General features: G+C 31.5%; 16 protein-coding genes. 10 read left to right on the forward strand and 6 right to left on the reverse strand.

Annotated elements, in window-relative coordinates; translation table 11 throughout:
• Nucleotides 1–174: 174 nt before the first annotated feature.
• The 6 genes from GYM73_RS08600 (at nucleotide 175) to GYM73_RS08625 (ending at nucleotide 7,821) form a co-directional block, all read left to right on the forward strand.
• Nucleotides 175–852, forward strand: coding sequence for a LysE family translocator (locus GYM73_RS08600; protein ID WP_105296795.1), 678 nt, complete (start codon nucleotides 175–177; stop codon nucleotides 850–852).
• An 83-nt stretch (nucleotides 853–935) separates the two neighbouring features.
• On the forward strand, nucleotides 936–3,383 hold the full coding sequence (locus GYM73_RS08605; RefSeq protein WP_220233580.1) for a TonB-dependent receptor domain-containing protein: 2,448 nt from the start codon (nucleotides 936–938) through the stop codon (nucleotides 3,381–3,383).
• Between the two features lie 363 nt (nucleotides 3,384–3,746).
• Nucleotides 3,747–4,316 (forward strand): Crp/Fnr family transcriptional regulator, encoded by a 570-nt coding sequence (locus tag GYM73_RS08610; protein ID WP_166005746.1) that lies wholly within the window; start codon nucleotides 3,747–3,749, stop codon nucleotides 4,314–4,316.
• Between the two features lie 87 nt (nucleotides 4,317–4,403).
• Nucleotides 4,404–4,739, forward strand: coding sequence for a cupin domain-containing protein (locus GYM73_RS08615; RefSeq protein ID WP_220233581.1), 336 nt, complete (start codon nucleotides 4,404–4,406; stop codon nucleotides 4,737–4,739).
• Between the two features lie 448 nt (nucleotides 4,740–5,187).
• Entirely contained in the window at nucleotides 5,188–7,032 is a 1,845-nt protein-coding gene (locus GYM73_RS08620; protein WP_220233582.1) for a M1 family metallopeptidase, read from the forward strand.
• A gap of 9 nt (nucleotides 7,033–7,041) precedes the next feature.
• Nucleotides 7,042–7,821, forward strand: coding sequence for a type III pantothenate kinase (locus tag GYM73_RS08625; RefSeq protein ID WP_160541686.1), 780 nt, complete (start codon nucleotides 7,042–7,044; stop codon nucleotides 7,819–7,821).
• Between the two features lie 181 nt (nucleotides 7,822–8,002).
• On the opposite strand, the gene GYM73_RS08630 is transcribed toward GYM73_RS08625, so the two are convergent.
• From GYM73_RS08630 to GYM73_RS08645, 4 genes are all read right to left on the reverse strand, one after another.
• Nucleotides 8,003–8,869, reverse strand: coding sequence for a hypothetical protein (locus GYM73_RS08630; protein WP_220233583.1), 867 nt, complete (start codon nucleotides 8,867–8,869; stop codon nucleotides 8,003–8,005).
• 304 nt (nucleotides 8,870–9,173) lie between these two features.
• Nucleotides 9,174–10,199: a uroporphyrinogen decarboxylase gene (gene hemE, locus GYM73_RS08635; protein ID WP_220233584.1), complete on the reverse strand. Its 1,026-nt coding sequence runs from the start codon at nucleotides 10,197–10,199 to the stop codon at nucleotides 9,174–9,176.
• Nucleotides 10,192–10,845: a uroporphyrinogen-III synthase gene (locus GYM73_RS08640; protein WP_160541683.1), complete on the reverse strand. Its 654-nt coding sequence runs from the start codon at nucleotides 10,843–10,845 to the stop codon at nucleotides 10,192–10,194. Before GYM73_RS08640 ends, hemE begins: the two co-directional genes overlap by 8 nt.
• Nucleotides 10,846–11,097: 252 nt before the next feature.
• Nucleotides 11,098–12,081, reverse strand: a complete 984-nt coding sequence (locus tag GYM73_RS08645; protein ID WP_160541682.1) for an ABC transporter ATP-binding protein — start codon at nucleotides 12,079–12,081, stop codon at nucleotides 11,098–11,100.
• A 308-nt stretch (nucleotides 12,082–12,389) separates the two neighbouring features.
• Here GYM73_RS08645 and GYM73_RS08650 point away from each other — a divergent pair, with 308 nt between their 5' ends.
• Both GYM73_RS08650 and mscL read left to right on the forward strand, forming a co-directional pair.
• Nucleotides 12,390–14,486, forward strand: coding sequence for a type IA DNA topoisomerase (locus GYM73_RS08650; protein ID WP_220233585.1), 2,097 nt, complete (start codon nucleotides 12,390–12,392; stop codon nucleotides 14,484–14,486).
• Nucleotides 14,487–14,556: 70 nt separating this feature from the next.
• A complete protein-coding gene (gene mscL / locus GYM73_RS08655) occupies nucleotides 14,557–14,949 on the forward strand; it encodes a large-conductance mechanosensitive channel protein MscL (protein WP_160541680.1) in 393 nt (130 codons plus the stop codon).
• Nucleotides 14,950–14,994: 45 nt separating this feature from the next.
• Here the strand turns inward: mscL and GYM73_RS08660 are convergent, their stop codons facing one another.
• Nucleotides 14,995–16,431 (reverse strand): OmpP1/FadL family transporter, encoded by a 1,437-nt coding sequence (locus GYM73_RS08660; protein ID WP_220233586.1) that lies wholly within the window; start codon nucleotides 16,429–16,431, stop codon nucleotides 14,995–14,997.
• 23 nt (nucleotides 16,432–16,454) lie between these two features.
• On the reverse strand, nucleotides 16,455–17,825 hold the full coding sequence (locus GYM73_RS08665) for a hypothetical protein (protein WP_220233587.1): 1,371 nt from the start codon (nucleotides 17,823–17,825) through the stop codon (nucleotides 16,455–16,457).
• Nucleotides 17,826–18,002: 177 nt separating this feature from the next.
• Between GYM73_RS08665 and proS the strand changes: the two genes are divergently transcribed.
• Nucleotides 18,003–19,475, forward strand: coding sequence for a proline--tRNA ligase (gene proS / locus GYM73_RS08670; protein ID WP_370625922.1), 1,473 nt, complete (start codon nucleotides 18,003–18,005; stop codon nucleotides 19,473–19,475).
• Between the two features lie 168 nt (nucleotides 19,476–19,643).
• Nucleotides 19,644–20,888: a 3-deoxy-D-manno-octulosonic acid transferase gene (locus tag GYM73_RS08675; RefSeq protein ID WP_255570962.1), complete on the forward strand. Its 1,245-nt coding sequence runs from the start codon at nucleotides 19,644–19,646 to the stop codon at nucleotides 20,886–20,888.
• Nucleotides 20,889–20,949: the final 61 nt, after the last annotated feature.

Raw genomic sequence — 20,949 nt, forward strand, 5'->3', positions numbered from 1 at the left:
AACTTTATTATTATAAAGAGCATTTTTTTTATTTTTTTCGTATTTGAGATAAAAATTAGGGATTGCACTCAAATAAACATGATAAACAATCCATAAAATAATCTCATCTAACTAATATCTGTCACATTATGTTAACACAAAATTACGTACCTTGCAAATTATTATAATAATTTAATGATTTCTCTAATCACATCTGCAATTTTACTTGGGCTAATTCTCAGTCTTGTTTTAATAGGTCCCGTATTTTTTCTTCTGATTGAAACCAGTCTTACTAAAGGTATAAAGCCTTCCATAGCTCTTGAAGCGGGTGTAATCTCTGCAGATATACTTTGTATTTATGTTTCGCATACAGGTAGTAAAGGTTTACTAAAGTTTATAGACACACATCCGTCGGTATACATGATTGCCGGTTTTGTAATTTTTATTTACGGATTATACAATATTCTTTCAAAAGGTAATTTGCATATTAAAACAGATGCTAATATTGCGACTACCAATTATTTTAAAACCTATATGAATGGTTTTTTACTTAATTTGGTTAATATTGGTGTTATCGTATTTTGGCTGACAACAGTAGTATTAATATCCGCACAATATTCAAAACCTTCCGATTTTTATTTATACATAACCATTTTATTAATTACTATGGTGTCTGTTGATATGTTAAAAATATTTTTAGCTTCTAAGTTTAAGCACCAGTTGACCGATCAACTTGCCTATAAAATAAAAAAAATTGTAGGTATTGCCCTTATCGTATTTGGTATTATTATCTTTGGTAAAAGCTTTATAAAAACTAAAACAGAAAATCCTTTTGAATTAATCGAAAATAATAACTTCCGAAAGAAAAAGTAACACTAAAAAATAACTCTTCTTATTTATTTTATGATGTAACCTTTCAGTTTTAGCTTTGTCTATACTGAAAATAAAATTAATAAATGACTTCAAGTAAATCCATACTATCAACATTTTGTTTAGTACTATATACCTTTATATTTTCACAAAACATTGTTATAACAGGAACCATAATTACAGATAATAACCGTCCTGTCCCCTACAGCAGCATTACTTTAACCAATTTAGAAGATACTTCTAAAGTATTTGGAGGATTGGCTGATGAAAAAGGTAAATTTTCTGTTAAAGTAACTCCGGGAGAATATGAATTGGTGATAGATCAGGCGGGATTTGATTCATATGTCGATCAAAAGTCACTTCTTCAATCAACTTCCTTAGGAAATATAAAGATTGAACAAACGGCTAAAGAATTGGAGGGAATTGTTGTAGAAGGAAAAAAGCCATTATATAAAGTTGAGTTGGATAAAAAAATATATGACGTATCTCAAGATTTAACTGCCAAGTCAGGAACTCTTTCAGATGTTATGCAAAATGTTCCATCGGTAACTGTAGATGTAGATGGAACGGTCAGTTTACGAGGTAATGACAATGTTAAAATTTTAGTTGACGGTAAACCTTCTGCCATGTTGGGAATTAATGATACTGCCGAAGCTTTAAAATCCATACCGGCTGATATGGTCGAAAAAATCGAAGTAGTTACCAATGCTTCTGCTCGTTATGAATCTTCAGGAACTGCCGGTATTATAAATATAATTACCAAAAAAAATAGAAAAAAAGGTGTTACCGGAAGTATTCAAATGTCCGGAGGATCTCCACAATCGTACGGTACATCCATTAATTTAGGATATGGCAAAAAAAAATGGAACTGGTTTACCAATATCGGTTTTAGGTATGGTAAAAATAAAGGTAAAGAGAAAAAAAATTACATTGGTTATGATATGAACCACCTTATGGATGAAAATTCCCTACAAGATTCTAAAAGGAATAGAGAAAGAACTTCTCTAAATGCAAGTACGGGATTTAATTTTACTTTTGACGAACAAAACTCATTATCAACCTCTATAGGATATAATTATAATACCAGCAATTATTTAAGTACCACCCACTATAATACCACATTATATCCCTCACTTATACAAAGCCTTACAGAAAGAAAAGAACGAGAAAACAGAAATAATTACGGAATCGACGGAAACCTAAATTTTACGCATAATTTTTTTAAAAAAGGAAATATACTAACCGTTGACGGATTCTACTCTTATAATCTAAAAGATTCCGATTCTAAAATTTTTGACCGAATTCCCGGTTTAAATACCAATGATAATACGCAAACCAAAATAATGTTGAAATCTGATTATGTATTGCCTTTTAAAGAAGGTTCTCAATTAGAAGCCGGAATGAGAGCTGATTATTCTAAAATTAAATCAGATTTTTCTTTAAATGAATTTAAAAATAATTCGTGGGTAGTGAATCCTGATCAAACAGACAATACGGTTTATCAAGAAAACATTTTATCTTCTTATTTACAATATGGAAATAAATGGGGGGGATTTTCATTTTTAGCAGGATTAAGAGAAGAAACGTCAATTATCAAGGTTGTTTCTCGTCAAGCTAATTCAACCATTACTAAAAATTATACGGACTTATTTCCTACTCTGCACCTAAATTATGATCTAACGGAAAAAAGCCAATTGCAAATCAGTTACAGCCGAAGGATATTTCGTCCGGACAGCAGAATGCTTATCCCCTATAAAAACATTTCTGATGACAGGAATACTCGTCAAGGAAATCCGGACTTAGACCCGTCCTATATCAATTCTTTTGAATTGGGATACAACCTTCAACAAAGTAATTGGGGAATTACTCCTTCTTTGTATTATCAACGAACACAAGATCCTTTACAATTCATAACTACATCAGACCCTCTCGGAAATTTAAATACCATGCCTACCAATTTAGGACATGAAAATAGATACGGTGGAGAATTGTCTTATTCTGTAAATCCTTATAAATGGTGGAAAATTTTTGGAGATGTAAATTTATTTCAATACGAAAGCTATGGGAATTATTCGTATGAAAAAATTAACACTATAACCGGAAGTACCACCTTAGTTACCGAGAATTTAGATAAAAAAGGGTTTACATGGAGAACTCGTATGAGTATGACAGTAAAACTCCCGGAAAATTTTAATTTTCAATTACAAGGAAATTATATGGCACCTTTTAAAAATGGACAAAATAAAAGTAAAGAAATGTACGGAATGGATTTAGGAATCAGCAAAGATATATTAAAAGGTCAAGGGACATTCCTTTTCAATATTCAGGATGTTTTTGATTCTAAAAAAAGGAAATTTAAAACATACGGAGACGATTTTTACAGATACTCGGAAATGCAATGGCGTCCAAGACAATTTACCCTATCTTTTACTTATAGATTCAATAATAGTAATGATAAAAGGAGTAATAATAAAAAGAATCGCCAACAAAATAATACTGATACTAATTCCGATTTTGACGATATAAACATGTAATCCTTATTTTTTAAGTATTTACATCACAAAAATCGCATGGGTGATTTCATAACTGTATAAAAACTATTAATATAGCCCATAAACTTTTATAATTCATTATATTATTTCTGTAATGGTTATTTATAAACTAAAAAGTTCTGAACTTTTAATTACTCTATGAAATCGCCGATACTTATATAGTATAAATCTGTTTCCTACTTAAAAATTCATTATAAAACGATGTAAAGTTGTAATATTACTTAAACACATATTCTAATATCTAAACTGTACAATGAAATGACTGATATTCGAAAGTTACTTAATAAATTCCTTTTGTACTAAAATTACTTATTACTTAGGTATATTTACATAAAAATACAACATATGTTTTTAAAGGATTTAATTTGTACTAAATTAGAATTAGCAACTCAATATTATACCAGATTATCGGAATTGCTGGAAGTAAAAACATTGTTTAAAAAAGATTTTCTTATAGAAGAAGGAGAAATTTGTTCTTTTATTGGTTTTGTGAAAACCGGAGTTCTAAGATCTTATTTAGATAAAGATGGAAAAGAATTTAATATTGACTTCTATTTTCCTGAATCAATAGTAACTTCATACAGAAGTTTCTTAACAAGACAACCAAGCATTGGCAGTATACAAGCATTGGAAAATTCAACTATTTTATGTCTTTCTCAAACTAATTATGATTTGCTTCTCAATGAATCAAAAGCATGGTTTAAAGTTGCAAAATACATTTCAGATACTTTATTCGTTAAAAAATGCCAAAAAGATATTTCTCTTTTAATGAATACTGCTTATGAAAGATATAAATTATTGCTACAAACATATCCAAATGTGGAACAATTGGTACCACAATATCATATTGCTTCTTATATAGGAATTGAACCCGAATCATTAAGCCGTTTAAAATCTCTTAACATAAGTCAATGAAAAAATAATTATATACAACTACCTTTGGATCAAATTAATTTAATAAGCACATAATTAGTTAGTGTTTTTTTATTTAAATATATAATCATGTTAAAAAGTAATGTTACAAGAAAAGATCTAAAGACTGTTGTACTAAAGAGCCAAACCGTTTCAAGAATTGAAATGAAGGAAGTCATCATCCCTCCAAAAGGAAAAGCAGATTATCACCTTCATCCCTGTCCGGTTATCGGATGTGTATTATCCGGAACCTTGTTATTCCAAATTGAAGGACATGAACCAGAAATCATCAAATCCGGAAATGCATTTTACGAACCTAAAAATCAACCTATTAAACATTTTGACAATGCTTCTGATTCAGAAAATCTTATTTTTTTAGCATATTATTTACTGGAAGATAATGAAGATCTTATAACTATATTATAAAAATAGTAGACAATGTTTAATAAACATGTATGAATTATCATAAATACAAGAAAAAAACATATAAAAAAAGAGAAAAAACTCAGGCGGTCCTACAAAAATAATATCAAGTAAGAAAACAGAATTTTAAGTATTAGAAAGTTTAATTATTCTATTAATCACTTATTTGTAAAAATTATTACTCTCTAATTAGTTGCATTAAAACAATACTTTATATTTTCCTCAAATTATATGATTTGGGGATTTTTAAATATTTATACTATATCTTGTTATTTTATCGTTACTAGTAACATTCCTTTTAAGGATATAATTTTCTTACTATAAATCATTTCATTAACTTAAATATACGCACAAATGATAGGATATTCCTGCAAAAGTTAAAAAATTATTGAAATGTAATTTATTGCTTATTTAATAAAATTAATCTTTAACTTGCGTTAAATCAATTTTAATGAAAAAAATATTTTTTATTTGTTTCCTAACCTTAGGATTACTTTCTAATTCACAAATAAATAAATACTATCAACAACAGGCAGATTATAAAATGAATATTGATGTTGATGTTAAAAATTACCAATATAAGGGTCATCAACAAATTACTTATACAAACAATTCCCAAGACACACTTTCTGTTTTCTATTTCCACTTATATTGGAATGCATTTCAACCAAATTCAATGATGGATCAGAAATTACAAGAACTAAATAAAACTGCTGACAAACGAATGATTACCGGTGAAGGGAAATCACGAATCTCATCGTTGAAATCTAATGAAATAGGGTATCAAAAAATTAAATCCTTAAAACAAGAAGGTATACCGGTTACGTTTACTGTTGAAGAAACTATTTTAAAAGTTCAATTGGCAAAACCTATATTACCCCATACCACCACTCATTTTGAAATGGAATGGACCTCACAGATTCCTCCGGTTATTCGAAGAGCCGGAAGAAATAATTCCGAAGGCATTGATTTAACCATGACCCAATGGTACCCGAAAGTAGTAGAATACGATTATGAAGGATGGCATACCTTTGATTATATCGCAAGAGAATTTCAAGGAGTTTTTGGAAATTATGATGTAACGATAGCAATTGATAAAAATTATATTATTGGAGCCGGTGGAGTTCTCCAAAACCCCAAAGACGTTAAAGGATATCTTGCAGATGCTCAACCGGTTGTTAAAAAAAATAAAACATTCTGGCATTTTAAAGCAGAAAATATTCATGATTTTGCCTGGGCTGCCGATCCTGATTATACAGTTGATTCAATCTCCATAAAAAACGGACCTTTGGTTTATTTGATTTATCAGAAGTCTGAGCAAACCAATTATTGGGAAGAATCTAAACCTTATATCAAGAAATACTTTTCTCTTATGAAAGAAAACTTTGGCGCCTATCCCTATCCAACCTATTCTTTTATTCAAGGAGGAGACGGTGGCATGGAATATGGGATGTGTACTATGATCATGGGAAATGCAAAATCTTTGGAAGGACTTGCCGATTTGATGTTTCATGAAGCCTCTCATTCTTGGTTTCAGCATATACTTGCTTCCAATGAAAGTATGAGAGCTTGGATGGATGAAGGGTTTACTTCGTATGCAGAACATTTAATGATGGCTAAAATATTTCCTGACTATGTAAAAAATTATCCAAACCCTCATTATAATAGTGTTGAATTTTACACAGAATTTATAAAAACTAGACAGGAAGAAGTAATGGGTATTTTTTCTGATCATTTTTTAACTAATAATGGCTATAGTGTTGCTGCCTATATTAAAGGCGAGTTGTTTTTAGTACAATTAGAATATATTGTTGGTAGACAAACTTTTTTCAAAATAATGAAAAATTACTTTGAAACATGGAAATTTAAACATCCTACCGACAAGGATTTTATACATATTGCTCAAAAAATATCAGGCATGGATTTAAAATGGTATTGGAACTATATGACTTATACCACACGGACTATTGATTATGCTATTAAAAGCGTAGAAAAAGAAGGAAAAACCACTAAGGTAACACTTGAAAATCTGGGTAATTTTCCGATGCCGATAGATGTTAATGTAACATATTCAGATGGTTCTAAACAAATATATAATATTCCTTTAAATATGATGCATAATTATAAGAAACAAGAATCTGATATCAATCAGAAAAATCTACCTTATTGGAAATGGACACAAAAGGAATATGAATTTAGTCTGAATGTATCACCTGAAAAAATTAAATCTATTGAAATTGACGCGACCTATCGAATGGCAGACATCAATAGAGAAAACAATATTTATCCTAAATAAAATATACATATGCTTTTAGTAGTAAACATTGGAAATAGCAATATACGTTTTGGAATATTTCAAGAAGAAGAGTGTATTAATTCATGGGTAATGAATACTAAACCTTATAAGAGTGAAGATGAGCTATTTTCTCAATTTAAAATGACTTATCAAAACTATGGGATTAATCCCAATGATATTACCGAAATAGCAGTAGGCTCCGTTGTACCCCATTTAACATATCCAGTAAGAAAATCGCTAACCCGTCTTCATAATATAAAAACGGTTCAAGTAACCAGAAATACCCCTACAGAGCTAACGTCTAGTACTCCGCAAATGGGTACCGATCTTTATGCCAATGCATATTATGCCTATAAAAAATATAAGGGGACAAAAATTATCGTAGACTTCGGGACTGCATTAACTTTAACTTGTGTCGATAAAACCGGAGATATAAAAGGGGTAATTATTGCTGCCGGTGTCATCACTTCTTTAAATTCTCTAATTGGAGCAACTGCACAACTTTCAGATATTGAAATGCGCACTCCTAAAAGCGTACTTGGTAAAACCACGGAAGAATCTATGCAAAGTGGAATGGTGTTTGGTTTTTTAAGTATGGTTGAAGGATTAATTGATCGGATTAATAAAGAATTAGGGGAAGACACTTTTGTAATAGCTACCGGAGGACTCGGCCATCTATTTGCTCCCTTAACAACTAAAATTCATATTTATGATCGTTTCCATACCATAAAAGGCTTACGGGAACTATACTTAAAACAAACCTTAGAAAATAAAAATTCTAAATTTTAGTTACCCATTTTGTATGTATAATTATAGATAATAGTGGATACTTTTTAACTATTATAAACTTTTTAATATCATAAATCTAAAAATATACACATTATACATAAAATAGTTGTATTATAATTTTTAAAAATATTTACATAAATAAAATTAGAAGTTATCCCCTTTTTTACAGTTACTATTATTATTAATTAATTCTTAAAATATCAATAATTTTAACCCCAAGATTATTTGGTAATATAGGTAAAGCTGTATCGGCTTGAAACATAATCTTATATCCTTGACTAATTGAATTTGAATCGGAAAGTGTAGGAAAAGCTATTTGAAATTTTACACTGCTGCCGACATTAGTTCCTGCGGGAACAATAATTGCATCTGAATAAACCGTTTCTCCGGTAGCATTGGATACAATTGAGACATAAAATATACCATTTGAAATCGGTTGTCTGTTTAAAATTTGATATTCAAAATTAATGCGGAAAAAATTGGCTTGATCAGCCAGTTTGTTTTCAAAAAGTAGTGTTCCTGAATCTCCATTTTTAGGACTGAGAATATCTATCGGCGAACTTGATGGTGAGGGCCAAGTACCATTTATAAATTGAGGATTTACTGCGACTGAATTATTTTGAAGTAATAATCCGTACGATTGAGTTCCTGAAAGTGGAACATACCCCGATTGATTAATGCTTATTTTTACACCTACTAAATTTTTACCATCTGAAGGCGAAATACTATTGTTGTTATTACTGGAATAAAGGCGTTGCCATTCATGTCCATTAAACATATAAACTCCGGCTTCTCTAGTATAAACTTGGTTATTAATTGTTTCTGTAAATCCATCCGGATCATAAATAATTAAACCGTTTGCAGGTTTTTTAATTGTAACGGTATCTTTTATAGAAGTAATATTTACTCGAGGAGGTAAAAAACCTTTATTAGATGATTTTATGTCTAAAATGGAAGAGCTGTCCGGAGTTTCTGTACCTATACCTACTTGTCCAAAAAGAATAATTGCATGCACAATGAATGCGAAAATTGATAAAATTTTCTTCATAAAATTAAATTTAAAAATGTTATTTTGGGTAAAAATTGAGAACTTTAAATCTTCTCAGACAGATAATTTAGATGTAGAGGCATTTAAATAATTTACAAATATCATGCCCATATAGTGCTATGTATGAATTATTTACAATTTACCAACTATACAATTTGAATTAAAAAAACGTTTCGTTGTAGGATATATGCAATCCCGCTGATCTTTATTCGATGATGGTATATTTTTTCTAAAAGATATAACTATGAAGTTATGTAAAAACTAATTATTATTTAAGTAATATACAGATTTCATCGATTTATTGCTATTCTTTAAATTCCACAATAGCCTTAATAAATGCCTCAGCATTTTCTAAAGGGACATTTGGTAAAATTCCATGACCTAAATTGGCTATATATCGTTGAACACCAAAATCACGGATCATTTGTTGTGCTTCAGAATATATTTTTTCAGGAGAAGACAGCAATTTAGCCGGATCAAAATTTCCTTGTAATGTAATTACGCCCCCCGTAAATTCTCTAGCTTTTTGAGGCGTAATAGTCCAATCTACTCCTAAAGCAGAAGCCTTAGATCGGGACATGGTTTGTAGTGCATACCAACAGCCTTTTCCAAACACTATAACCGGAACTTTGGGCGCTAAAGATTCAATAATTTGATTTATATAATTCCATGAAAATTCATCATAATCTTTAGGAGAAAGCAAGCCTCCCCAACTATCAAAAATTTGTACGGCATCTACACCATATTCAACTTTTTTAAATAAATACCGGATGGTATAATCTGTAATTTTTTGCAATAATACATGAGCCTGTTTTGGATTTTTAAAACAAAACGATTTAGCTTTATCAAATGTTTTAGAACCTTTACCTTCAACCGCATAGCATAAAATCGTCCATGGGCTTCCGGAAAAACCGATTAAGGGAATTTGATTATCTAGAAGTTTTTTAGTAAGGGTTATAGCTTCCAATACATATCCTAAACTTTCTTCAATCGGAGGATTTTGCAATCTATCAATATCAGATTCAGAAGTGATGGGATTTTCCAAATAGGGGCCTACGGATTCCTTCATTTCAAAATTCAATCCCATGGCTTGAGGAACTACTAAAATGTCTGAAAATAAAATAGCCGCATCTATAGGAAACCTTTTTACAGGCATTAGAGTTATTTCTGCTGCCAATTCAGGAGTTTGACAACGGGTAAAAAAATCATACTTATCTCGTAAAGCTCTAAATTCAGGTAAAAATCTACCAGCTTGACGCATCATCCATACCGGTGGACGTTCGACATGTTTACCTTTTAAAGCATCCAGAAATAAAGTATTTTTAATCATTTATTTTCTTTTTTATTAGTTCAAGTAAGGATTCCTTTGTTGTATCTTCCGGATAATATATTTTGTATTCTCCCAGTGTACTAACCGTTTCAGCGGTGGTTTTACCGCTTGTAAATATAATGGTTTCCTGCGGAATCTCATTCATGGAACTAAAGGATCTTACTGCAGAAGGACTTGTAAAAACAATAGCATCATATTGCTTATCTATTTTATGAGGAGTTAAAAGGGTTTTATAACATTCTATTCCAACAACTTCCACTCCATTTTTACGTAAAGCGTCCGGTAAAATGGTGAGCGACAAATTTCCTTTAAAAAAAACATATTTTTTTATATCTGTTTCCAGCATTCTTTCCAACAAATCTTCAGCATAATTGGTTATAAATGCAATATCCCTGTTCTGTCCGTATAATTCTTTTGCGGTACTTTTTCCTACTACAAAAAATTTACCTTCCAATTCTATATCCTTGATCGCTTTTGCAGAATTTTTACTGGTTACAATAAACGAATCAACATCTAAAGGAATTTGCTTAATAAATTCATAATAAGGATAGATTTCTACATATATAAAAGGAATATAATCAATTTCATATTCCTGCTCATAATCATCCGGAATTGAGAAAGAAGAAGTAAATAATATTCTTTTCATATTAAATTGATTTATACAAATATACTGTTATTAAATGCACTTAAAAAATCAACAACTAAAAATATCATAGTTTTGTAACAAAATTCATACATTTTATTATTTTTTTATCCTTATTACTGAGTATTTAAAACAATATTGCTTTTAGAATCATTATTTTTAAAGTATAATTAATAGGAAATTCAACCTACTATACTAAGTGGCTAAGCAATAACGATTATTTGGTAAATCTATAATGAGATTTTTAACTATTAGTTAATTAAATTTATTATCCAATAATTTCTGATATTCATAAAATTGTAAAAAACACCCTTTGCCAATCGGTAATGATTCATCACTAATAAACCAAAATCTTTTAAATTTTGAAATACTTTCCACGAGATAATGACTGCCCATAAAATAGCTTCTTATTACTTTTACAGGAATACCCGATTGAGAAATTATAAATTGATGTGGATAAATTAGAATTTCATCTTCTACTAAATCTTCAAACAGGTTCGGAAAATCTGATCTTTTTAAAATGGTATTTTCACCAAATAAATTGGCAACATAGGTATTTTCGGGATTTCGATATATATCATGAGGATTGCCTTGTCGTATAATTTTACCTTCTTTAACAATCATCATTTCATCTGCATATGCCAAAGCGTCTTCTATTTCATGGGTGGCTAAAATAATGGAAATATTATTTTCTTTAGCAAAATCAAAAACAGCTCTTTTTAGTATATTTTTCTTAAAAGTATCGACTTGAGAAAATGGTTCGTCTAATAACAATACTGAAGGAGTTTGAGCTAAGGCTTTCGCCAATGCTACTCTTTGTTTCTGTCCTCCGCTTAGTGAGATAGGTTTTTCATCTACATAATCCGCCATGCCCACTAAATCGAGCAAAAACATAATTCTGTTTTGCTTTTCTTTCAAATCTATATTAGAAAGGAATTTACCCACATTTTCTCCAACGGTTGCATAGGGCATAAGCCCGAAATCTTGTTCCAAATATTTAAATTCAGGTTCTCCGGGAACTAAATTTCCTTTAAATCCTGCTAATTTTTTTCCTCTATAAATAACTTCTCCACTCTCCCATTCCAACAAACCATAAACTAACTTTAAAATGGTACTTTTACCGCTTCCACTTTCTCCTACAAGTGCCAGCATATTTCCTTGCTTTAAAGAGAAAGAAAGAGATTCAATTATTTTTTTATCTTTAGTGTATGAAAAACATAGATTTTTAACTTCTAACATATAGACTTATTTGTAAAATTCTCTGATTATGATTCAATGCTACAAATGATACTGGATTAAGCATAATTTCACAAATTTAAACTATTAATGCTAAAAACATCTTTTAAACTTTTATTTATTTTACTATAAATTTAATGCGGTTTTAACTGTTCTTTGGAAAAAATTTTGAATATAATTTTTATAATTAATATCAAATATTGTTTTCAAATCATAAATTATTCAAATGCTAATCCGACCTTTTTTAAAAGATCAATTACTTAGTATACTTAAAAAATTGCAATTTTGCAGGAAAAATCCTTCCATCAGTAATGATTGTATGTATAGCTGAAAAACCAAGCGTCGCTAAAGATATTGCTCAAATTGTAGGGGCAAAAGAGAGAAAAGACGGATTTTACCAGGGAAACGGTTATCAAGTTACCTGGACTTTTGGTCATTTGTGTACGTTAAAAGAGCCTCATGATTATAATCCGAATTGGAAGTATTGGTATTTGGAAGACCTTCCTATCATTCCGTCTAATTTTGGGATCAAGCTTATTTCCAACAAAGGGGTGGAAAAACAATTCAAAGTAATAGAAAGCCTCGTTGCTGAATGTGAAGAGGTAATCAATTGCGGGGATGCCGGACAGGAAGGTGAATTGATCCAACGGTGGGTATTGCTTAAAGCAAAATGTAAAGTTCCCGTAAAACGATTATGGATATCATCTCTTACAGAACAGTCTATAAAAGAGGGATTTGAAAACCTTAAGGATTCTTCCCAATATGAAAATTTATATGCTGCCGGAAGTGCCCGCGCAATCGGTGATTGGCTTTTGGGAATAAATGCTACCCGACTTTTTACTAAAAAATTTGCCATAAATAAAACCTTGTTATCAATTGGTAGAGTTCAAACGCCAACGTTGGCAATGATAGTACAACGACAAAAAGAAATTGATTCTTTTGTTGTTGAGGAATACTGGGAATTAAAAACCATGTATAAAAATGTGGAATTCATTGCTGATATCGACCGATTGAAAAGCGAAGACCGAGCTAAAAAAGGATTAGAATATTTACAGAAATATCCTTTTGAAATAGTTTCTTTCGAGAAGAAAGAGGGAAAAGAAAAGAATCCTCGTTTATTTGATTTGACTTCTCTACAAGTAGAGGCAAATAAAAAGTACGGTTATTCTGCTGATAATACTTTTAAATACATTCAAAGCCTCTATGAAAAGAAATTCGTTACCTATCCTCGGGTTGACACCACTTATCTTTCGGAAGACTTATATCCTAAGATCTACGGAATTCTTTCAAGCATGAAATATTATGAAAATCTTATTGCTCCTCTTTTAGAAAAACCGATTCCAAAATCGAAAGCTGTTTTCGATGACACTAAAGTTACGGATCATCATGCTATTATACCTACCGATATTTTACCCGAAGGTATCTCGACTGATGAAAAAAAGATTTATGATCTTGTTGCCCGAAGATTTATTGCCGTATTTTATCCTGAATGTAAAATTTCCAATACTTTGGTAACTTCAAAAGTTGGTGAAGTACCCTTTAAAGCAAGCGGTAAACAAATTTTGGAACCGGGATGGAGAATCATCTATGAAAAAGATAAAAAAAATGAAAAAGAGGAAAATTTAATTTCCGTTTTTGAAGTTGGAGAAAGCGGTCCTCACGATCCATTCATTCATCAAGGAAAAACTACACCTCCTAAATATTTCACCGAGGCTACTTTATTAAGAAGCATGGAAACCGCGGGTAAACAAGTAGATGATGAGGAGATGAGGGAAGTAATGAAGGATAATGGTATTGGACGCCCTTCTACTCGAGCAAATATTATTGAAACTTTACTACACAGAAAGTATATCGAGAAAAAAAGAAAAAATATTTATGCCACCTCAACGGGAATGGATCTGATCGACACAATACAAAGCGAAATTTTAAAAAGCGTGGAGCTTACAGGTCTATGGGAAAAAAAACTAAGACTCATTGAAAAAGGGGAATATTCTTCCGATCTTTTTAAAAAGGAACTTATCGAAATGGTAACCGACCTGACCCAAGAAGTTAAAAACAGTCAATACAGACGAATATCCATACAAGAGAAAAAAAATACTGAAATAAACGAAAAATCTAAAAAGCAAACCACACCCCTACAATCTGTAGAAGATTTATTCTGTCCAAAATGCAAAACTTATAAATTGATCAAAGGAAAATCTGCTTACGGCTGTTCCGATTTTAAAAATTGCAGTTTTACTATACCTTTTGAAATATTCGGCAAAAAATTAACTTTAAAACAAATATCCGATCTAATAGGTAAAGGTAAAACAACAAAAATAAAAGGATTTACAGTTCCCGAATCTCAGGAGAAAAGGTACGGTATTTTATTATTTGATGAAAATTTCGGAATAGTATTTGAAACCTAACCAAATCAGCATATATTATGTTAATTTGAAATTTAATTTATTTTTGCAATTATAATTAAAATTATTATTTATGAGTTTAATAAAAGAATTTAAAGAATTTGCCCTAAGGGGAAATGTGGTTGACATGGCTGTCGGTGTAATTATCGGGGGCGCATTTAACCAGATTATCACGTCTTTAGTTGAAGATATCATTACCCCTCTTGTTCTCACTCCTGCATTAAAGATGGCTGATTTGACCGATTTGGCTAAATTAACCATTCCGGGAACAGCTATTAAATATGGTAACTTTTTATCCACTTGTCTATCATTTTTAATTATTGCTTTTTGTTTATTTATGATGATAAAAGTGATCAATAGGCTTAATAAGAAAGACGAAGAGAAAAAAGAACAAGATAACACACCTAAACCGCCTTCTCAAGAAGAATTATTAACTGAAATCAGAGATTTACTCAAAAATAAATAAAAAAAATCCTAACAAAAGTTAGGATTTTTTATTGTGAATATATTTTTAAAACCTCATACCCAAAGTTAATACAAAATTATTTTGGATATTATTAACTTTTCCTAAATACGGTTTATCTAAACTTATTGCAAGATTAGATCCACCTACCGTATAAAAGTCACCGGAAAGGGTTGTGCGATAATCTGTTTTAATATATTGATATCCTAGGTCCACAAAAAATTGACCAATATCATATCCGGCTCCAAAAGACAATTTATTTTTTTCACCTGCCAAGTAATTTTTTACAAATACAGGATCGCTGTTTGTATCCCATATTCCTGATATAGAATTACTTTTTACCGGAGAAGAAGCATAAGCGTAACCGGCGCGTAATTTAAGTTCTCTAAACCTGTACTCAATACCTGCGCGGTATTCTTGTGAATTTCTTACGTAGTCATTAACAAAATTATTATTTAACCTATAGTCAACATCTCCTTTAAATTCCATGTCTTTATTAAAGTAATTAATAAAATCAAAATTGAAGGCCAAGGAATTATCATCATCAACGATATTGGAAGCAAAAGCGCCACTTAATACCAATTTTCCGGGAGATACATTTTTATAATGATCATAATAAACATAATCTTCTACGAATTGTCCTTTATCATCGTATCCATATATCCATCGGTAATCATCCATATCAGACCACCAAATAGGAGAATGATAGGCAGCCCCTAAACGAATCTCAGGTGTAATTTTACCGATTACCCCAACATTTAATCCGAAACCGTTGGCTTCTTGACTATAAGGCGTTAATTGCTCATTGAATTTCATATATTCCCCATCTACTGTGTTTCTATGACCATATTCAGAATTGCGATCAATATTTAAATAATGCCAATCTAATCCAATACCGAAATATAATCTATCCATGTAATTGGTTGCCAAACTGAATTTCATTTTTGATTTATATCCATTGGTATACTGATCATAATTGACCATTTCATAAAGTTGATCTACATTATCTTTATTAGGATATAAATAATTTAATTTGGTATTTCTGGAAAAATTTACGTCGTTATCTACTCTTTGATAAGAAAAGTTTACTCCAACGTTTACTTTAAATACATCTGCTTCATCACCTAAAGCCAATGCAACTCCGGCACCGGGAACATTAAAATTGGTATCGGTATTGGAATTTACTCCGTTGCCCATAGTAGCTTTATTTTTATTCGATAAGATACTCATTGAAATATTCGCTACAGAATTTCTAAAAATACCTAGACCGGCAGGGTTTGTTTCAACGGCACTAAGATCACCTCCTAAAGCTCCCATAGATCCCCCCATACCTATATATCTGGCAGTACCTGTTGTATTATTGGAATTATCACCAAAAATAGTAAAAGCATCGGATACATCATTGGGATAAAATCTATTGGTTTGTGATTTACCTATCAAAACCATGGATGAAAGGATAAAACCGTATAATAATTTCTTGTTCATAATTTGAGTTATATTATTATATATTATCTTCTACCACCTATTACGCCTCCGCGACCACCACCTAGGGAGCCTCCTCCAAAGCCGCCACGGCTGCCACTACTTATGGAACCTCCTCCAAAGCCTCGATTACCTCCTCCAATTATAGATCCGCGAGAACTTTCGCGACTGCTTGAACTTGGGGTTTGATAGTTTGGTGAAGATATTCTAGAAGAACCTGATTCGTAATTTCTGGATCCTCCCATAATTCCTGTACTGTTTCTAGATCCTCTTATTGTACCTGAATTAGATGATTCTCTTCCGGTTCCGGAATTTCCAATCCCCACTTGATTTCTTGATCCTTCCAATGTGCCTACACTATTTCTGGAGCCTCTAATAACGCCTGTGGATCTTGATCCTTCTGAATTAGTTATCGTATTATTTCTTGAGCCTCCAATTACAGCCCCGGAATTGTTTCTTGAATTTTCGGGAGTAACAACTGCGGCATTAGCTCTTGAGCCGCCTATAATTGAACCGTTTCTTCCACTTTCATTGTTTCTTGAAATAGTAGATGTAGAACCTCTATTGATTCTTGAATTACTTATCCCATTACTTCGGCTTCCCGAAAAGATGGTATTTCTACTATTTTGTCTTTGAATATCTTGTATTTGCCTAGAACGAGACGTTCCGTAAGATCTTGAAATATATGAGTTTCCTCTTGAACTATTCAAATAGGAAGACCTTGATCCGTAATTAGCATAATATCTTGAACAACACCAACCATTATCCCAATAATGGTGATGAGGCCTCCAATAACCCGGATAATTCCAACCCCAGGATGGACCCCAATATGAAGGATAATCCCATCCCCAACCGGACCATCCCCAGCCCCAGCCTACTGAAACGCCCCAATTCCATCCATAATAGGGACTCCAATAACTTCTCCATCCCCAATAGGGGGCGCCCCAATAATAGGAATAATAAGGACTGTAACCTCCGTAATAATAATTATTAACTACAGTTCCGCCATCATCTCCCCAACCGTCTCTGTTATTATTATTGGAATATGATTGATTGATATCATCACTGTAGCGATTGACAGTATTGGAAGAAGCATCACTTTTGTTATAATCATCGTCGTATAATAAATCACTGGCATTAGAAGTTGGGTCAATATATTTTTTACCTATTCTTACTTGACTGTCTGAATATGAATTGGATGAGCTTGTACCCTCATCATATACGTAATCATAAGACTTTTGTTTATTATTTTTTCGAGTCTTATTTGAATAATATACACTATCCTCACCGGCATATGAAGATTGGCCGACATAACATGATGTTAAAAAAACCGACACCCATAAGAGAGTACCAACTTTCATGAAAACTCGTCCTAAATTACAACTGATATTCTTCATGATATTTTTTTAGTAGTTTATATATTTATTATAATTTTGTTCTTGAATCATTTTAAATTCGCAAAAGTCGTACCAATTAAGAAATACCTATTTTGCTGCAATAGTAATGTGACAAAGTATCTTAAGAATTATGACAGTTATAATTACAGAAAAGTTTAAAAACAGTAGAAAAGCATTATGGCAACACTTACATCAAGAGAAGAAGATTACAGTAAATGGTATAACGAACTGGTAATAAAAGCCGATATGGCTGAAAATTCCGGGGTTAGAGGATGTATGGTTATAAAACCTTATGGATATGCTATTTGGGAAAAAATGCAACGTCAATTAGATCAAATGTTTAAAGATACCGGACATGAAAATGCCTATTTTCCTTTATTTATTCCCAAATCTTATCTGTCTAAAGAATCGGATCATGTGGAAGGTTTTGCCAAAGAATGTGCTGTGGTTACTCATTATCGATTAAAAAATTCTCCTGACGGAAAGGGAGTGATTGTTGACCCGGATGCCAAATTGGAGGAAGAATTGATTGTTCGGCCAACTTCTGAAACCATAATTTGGAATACTTATAAAAACTGGATTAAATCTCATAGGGATTTACCTATTTTAATTAATCAATGGGCTAATGTAGTTCGTTGGGAAATGAGAACCCGATTGTTTTTAAGAACTGCTGAATTTTTATGGCAAGAAGGACACACCGCCCATGTATCCAAAGAAGAGGCTATTGAAGAAGCTGAAAGAATGTTAAATGTTTATACCGATTTTGTTGAAAACTTTATGGGTATTCCTGTAATTAAAGGGGTAAAATCTCCTGCGGAAAGATTTGCAGGTGCTGAAGAAACCTACTGTATTGAAGCTATGATGCAAGATGGTAAAGCGTTACAAGCCGGAACTTCTCATTTTTTAGGTCAGAATTTTGCCAAAGCATTTGATGTGAAATATCAATCAAAAGAGGGTAAACAAGAATATGTTTGGGCTACCTCTTGGGGAGTATCTACCCGTCTTATCGGAGCTTTAATCATGTCTCATTCCGATGACCATGGATTAGTACTTCCTCCCAATATAGCTCCAATCCAAGTAGTTATTGTACCTATTCATAGAAATGAAGAACAATTAAATGCAATTTCTGAATTAGCAGATATACTTATCTCTCAACTTAAAAAGTTGGGAATTAGTGTTAAATTTGATGATAGAACTGAATATAAACCGGGTTGGAAATTTAATGAATATGAGTTAAAAGGCGTACCGGTTCGGGTTACCATTGGCCCTAAGGATCTTGAAAATAAACAAGTTGAAATAGCTCGAAGAGATACTTTAGAAAAGCATCAACATTCTGTAGATGGTTTAGCTGAACATATTCAAGATTTATTGAAAGAAATTCAACAAAATATTTTCAATAAAGCAAAATCACACAGAGATTCTTTAATTACCGAAGTAAATTCTTACGAAGAATTTAAAAAAGTATTGGACGAAAAAGGCGGATTTATTTCTGCTCATTGGGATGGTTCGTTAGAAGTGGAAGAAAAAATAAAAGCTGAAACGAAAGCAACCATTCGTTGCATCCCTTTAGATGCTAAAGAGGAAGAGGGAGTATGTATATATTCAGGGAATCCTTCCAAAAGAAGAGTCTTATTTGCAAGAGCTTACTAACTAATCTATAGTACTTTTTATCGAACAGATATTTGTACTATTTTCAAATATTAATTTATTTTTCAACTCAAATATGAATAAAAATTGCCTTAATTCAATTAAGGCAATTCTTTTTAAACTAGTGTTTTGAAAAAAGTTAAATTTTTAAATAACAGTAACAGATAAATTTTGAATTCATTTTTATATTCTTTCGGCATTAAACTCATGGGAGCAGGAATGAAGATTGCTTCTTTATTTCATCCTAAAGCAAGACTTTGGGTACAAGGAAGGACTCATGTCTTCTCGGAAATACAAAATAAAATTTCACCAACGGATCAAGTGATTTGGATGCATGCATCATCTCTTGGTGAATATGAACAAGGACTTCCTGTGTTAACTGCTTTAAAGAAAAAATTTCCAAAACATAAATTTGCTATTAGTTTTTTTTCTCCTTCCGGATATGAAGTGGTTAAAAATAATTGCATAGCCGATCTTATATTTTACATTCCCTTAGATACTCCATCAAATGCCAATCAGTTAATTGAACTCTTACATCCAAACTATGCTATTTTTGTAAAATATGATTTTTGGTATCATATATTGCAAGCTCTTGCGGCAAAAAAAATACCTACTTTATTTATCTCAAGTATTTTTCGTCAAGACCAGATATATTTTAAGCCTAACGGAAAATGGTTTGTATCGATTTTAAAGAAAGTAACTCATTTTTTTGTACAGGATGAAAATTCAAAAAAATTATTGAATTCCATCGGCATTCAACAAGTAACGGTTTCAGGGGATACACGTTTTGACAGAGTTAAAATGTTAAGTAAACAGAATAACCACTTAAGCTGGTTGTCTTTGTTTAAAGGAACTAACACCTTAATTGTTGCAGGAAGTACATGGAAAGAAGATGATACGCTGTTAAAAAACTTTATTAATTCTTCTTTCTTTATGAATTGTAAGATACTTATAGCTCCACATAATATGAATCATGAATATTTTCAGAAATTAAAAGCGGAGTTATTACCTAAAACGGTATTATTTTCAGAATTAAGTCACACCCATCCTGCGGACTATCAAGTCCTAATTTTAGATACGGTTGGTATATTGACGAAAGTTTATTCCTATGCCGATATTTCTTATGTGGGAGGTGCATTTGGTAAAGAAGGGGTACACAACGTATTGGAGCCGGCCGTTTTTGCTTCTCCAGTTTTATTCGGACCCATTTATGATAAATTTATCGAAGCCGTAGAATTAATCCAGTGTGGAGGAGCAAAAGTAATTCACAATCAAAATGAATTTAATGAAGAACTCGTTGAATTACTTACAGATACAAATAAAAGATATAGAATGGGTGAAAGAGCTCGCGAATATGTCTTTAGTAAACCTGATTCGGTTCAAATTATTGTTGATTATTTGGTTCACTTACAATAATTGACTTAAAACTTAATTTTATAGGTCATAACATTTTATTTAAAATTATAGTCAATAAAAA

This window comes from Apibacter sp. ESL0432 (assembly GCF_019469225.1).
Taxonomy (GTDB): domain Bacteria; phylum Bacteroidota; class Bacteroidia; order Flavobacteriales; family Weeksellaceae; genus Apibacter.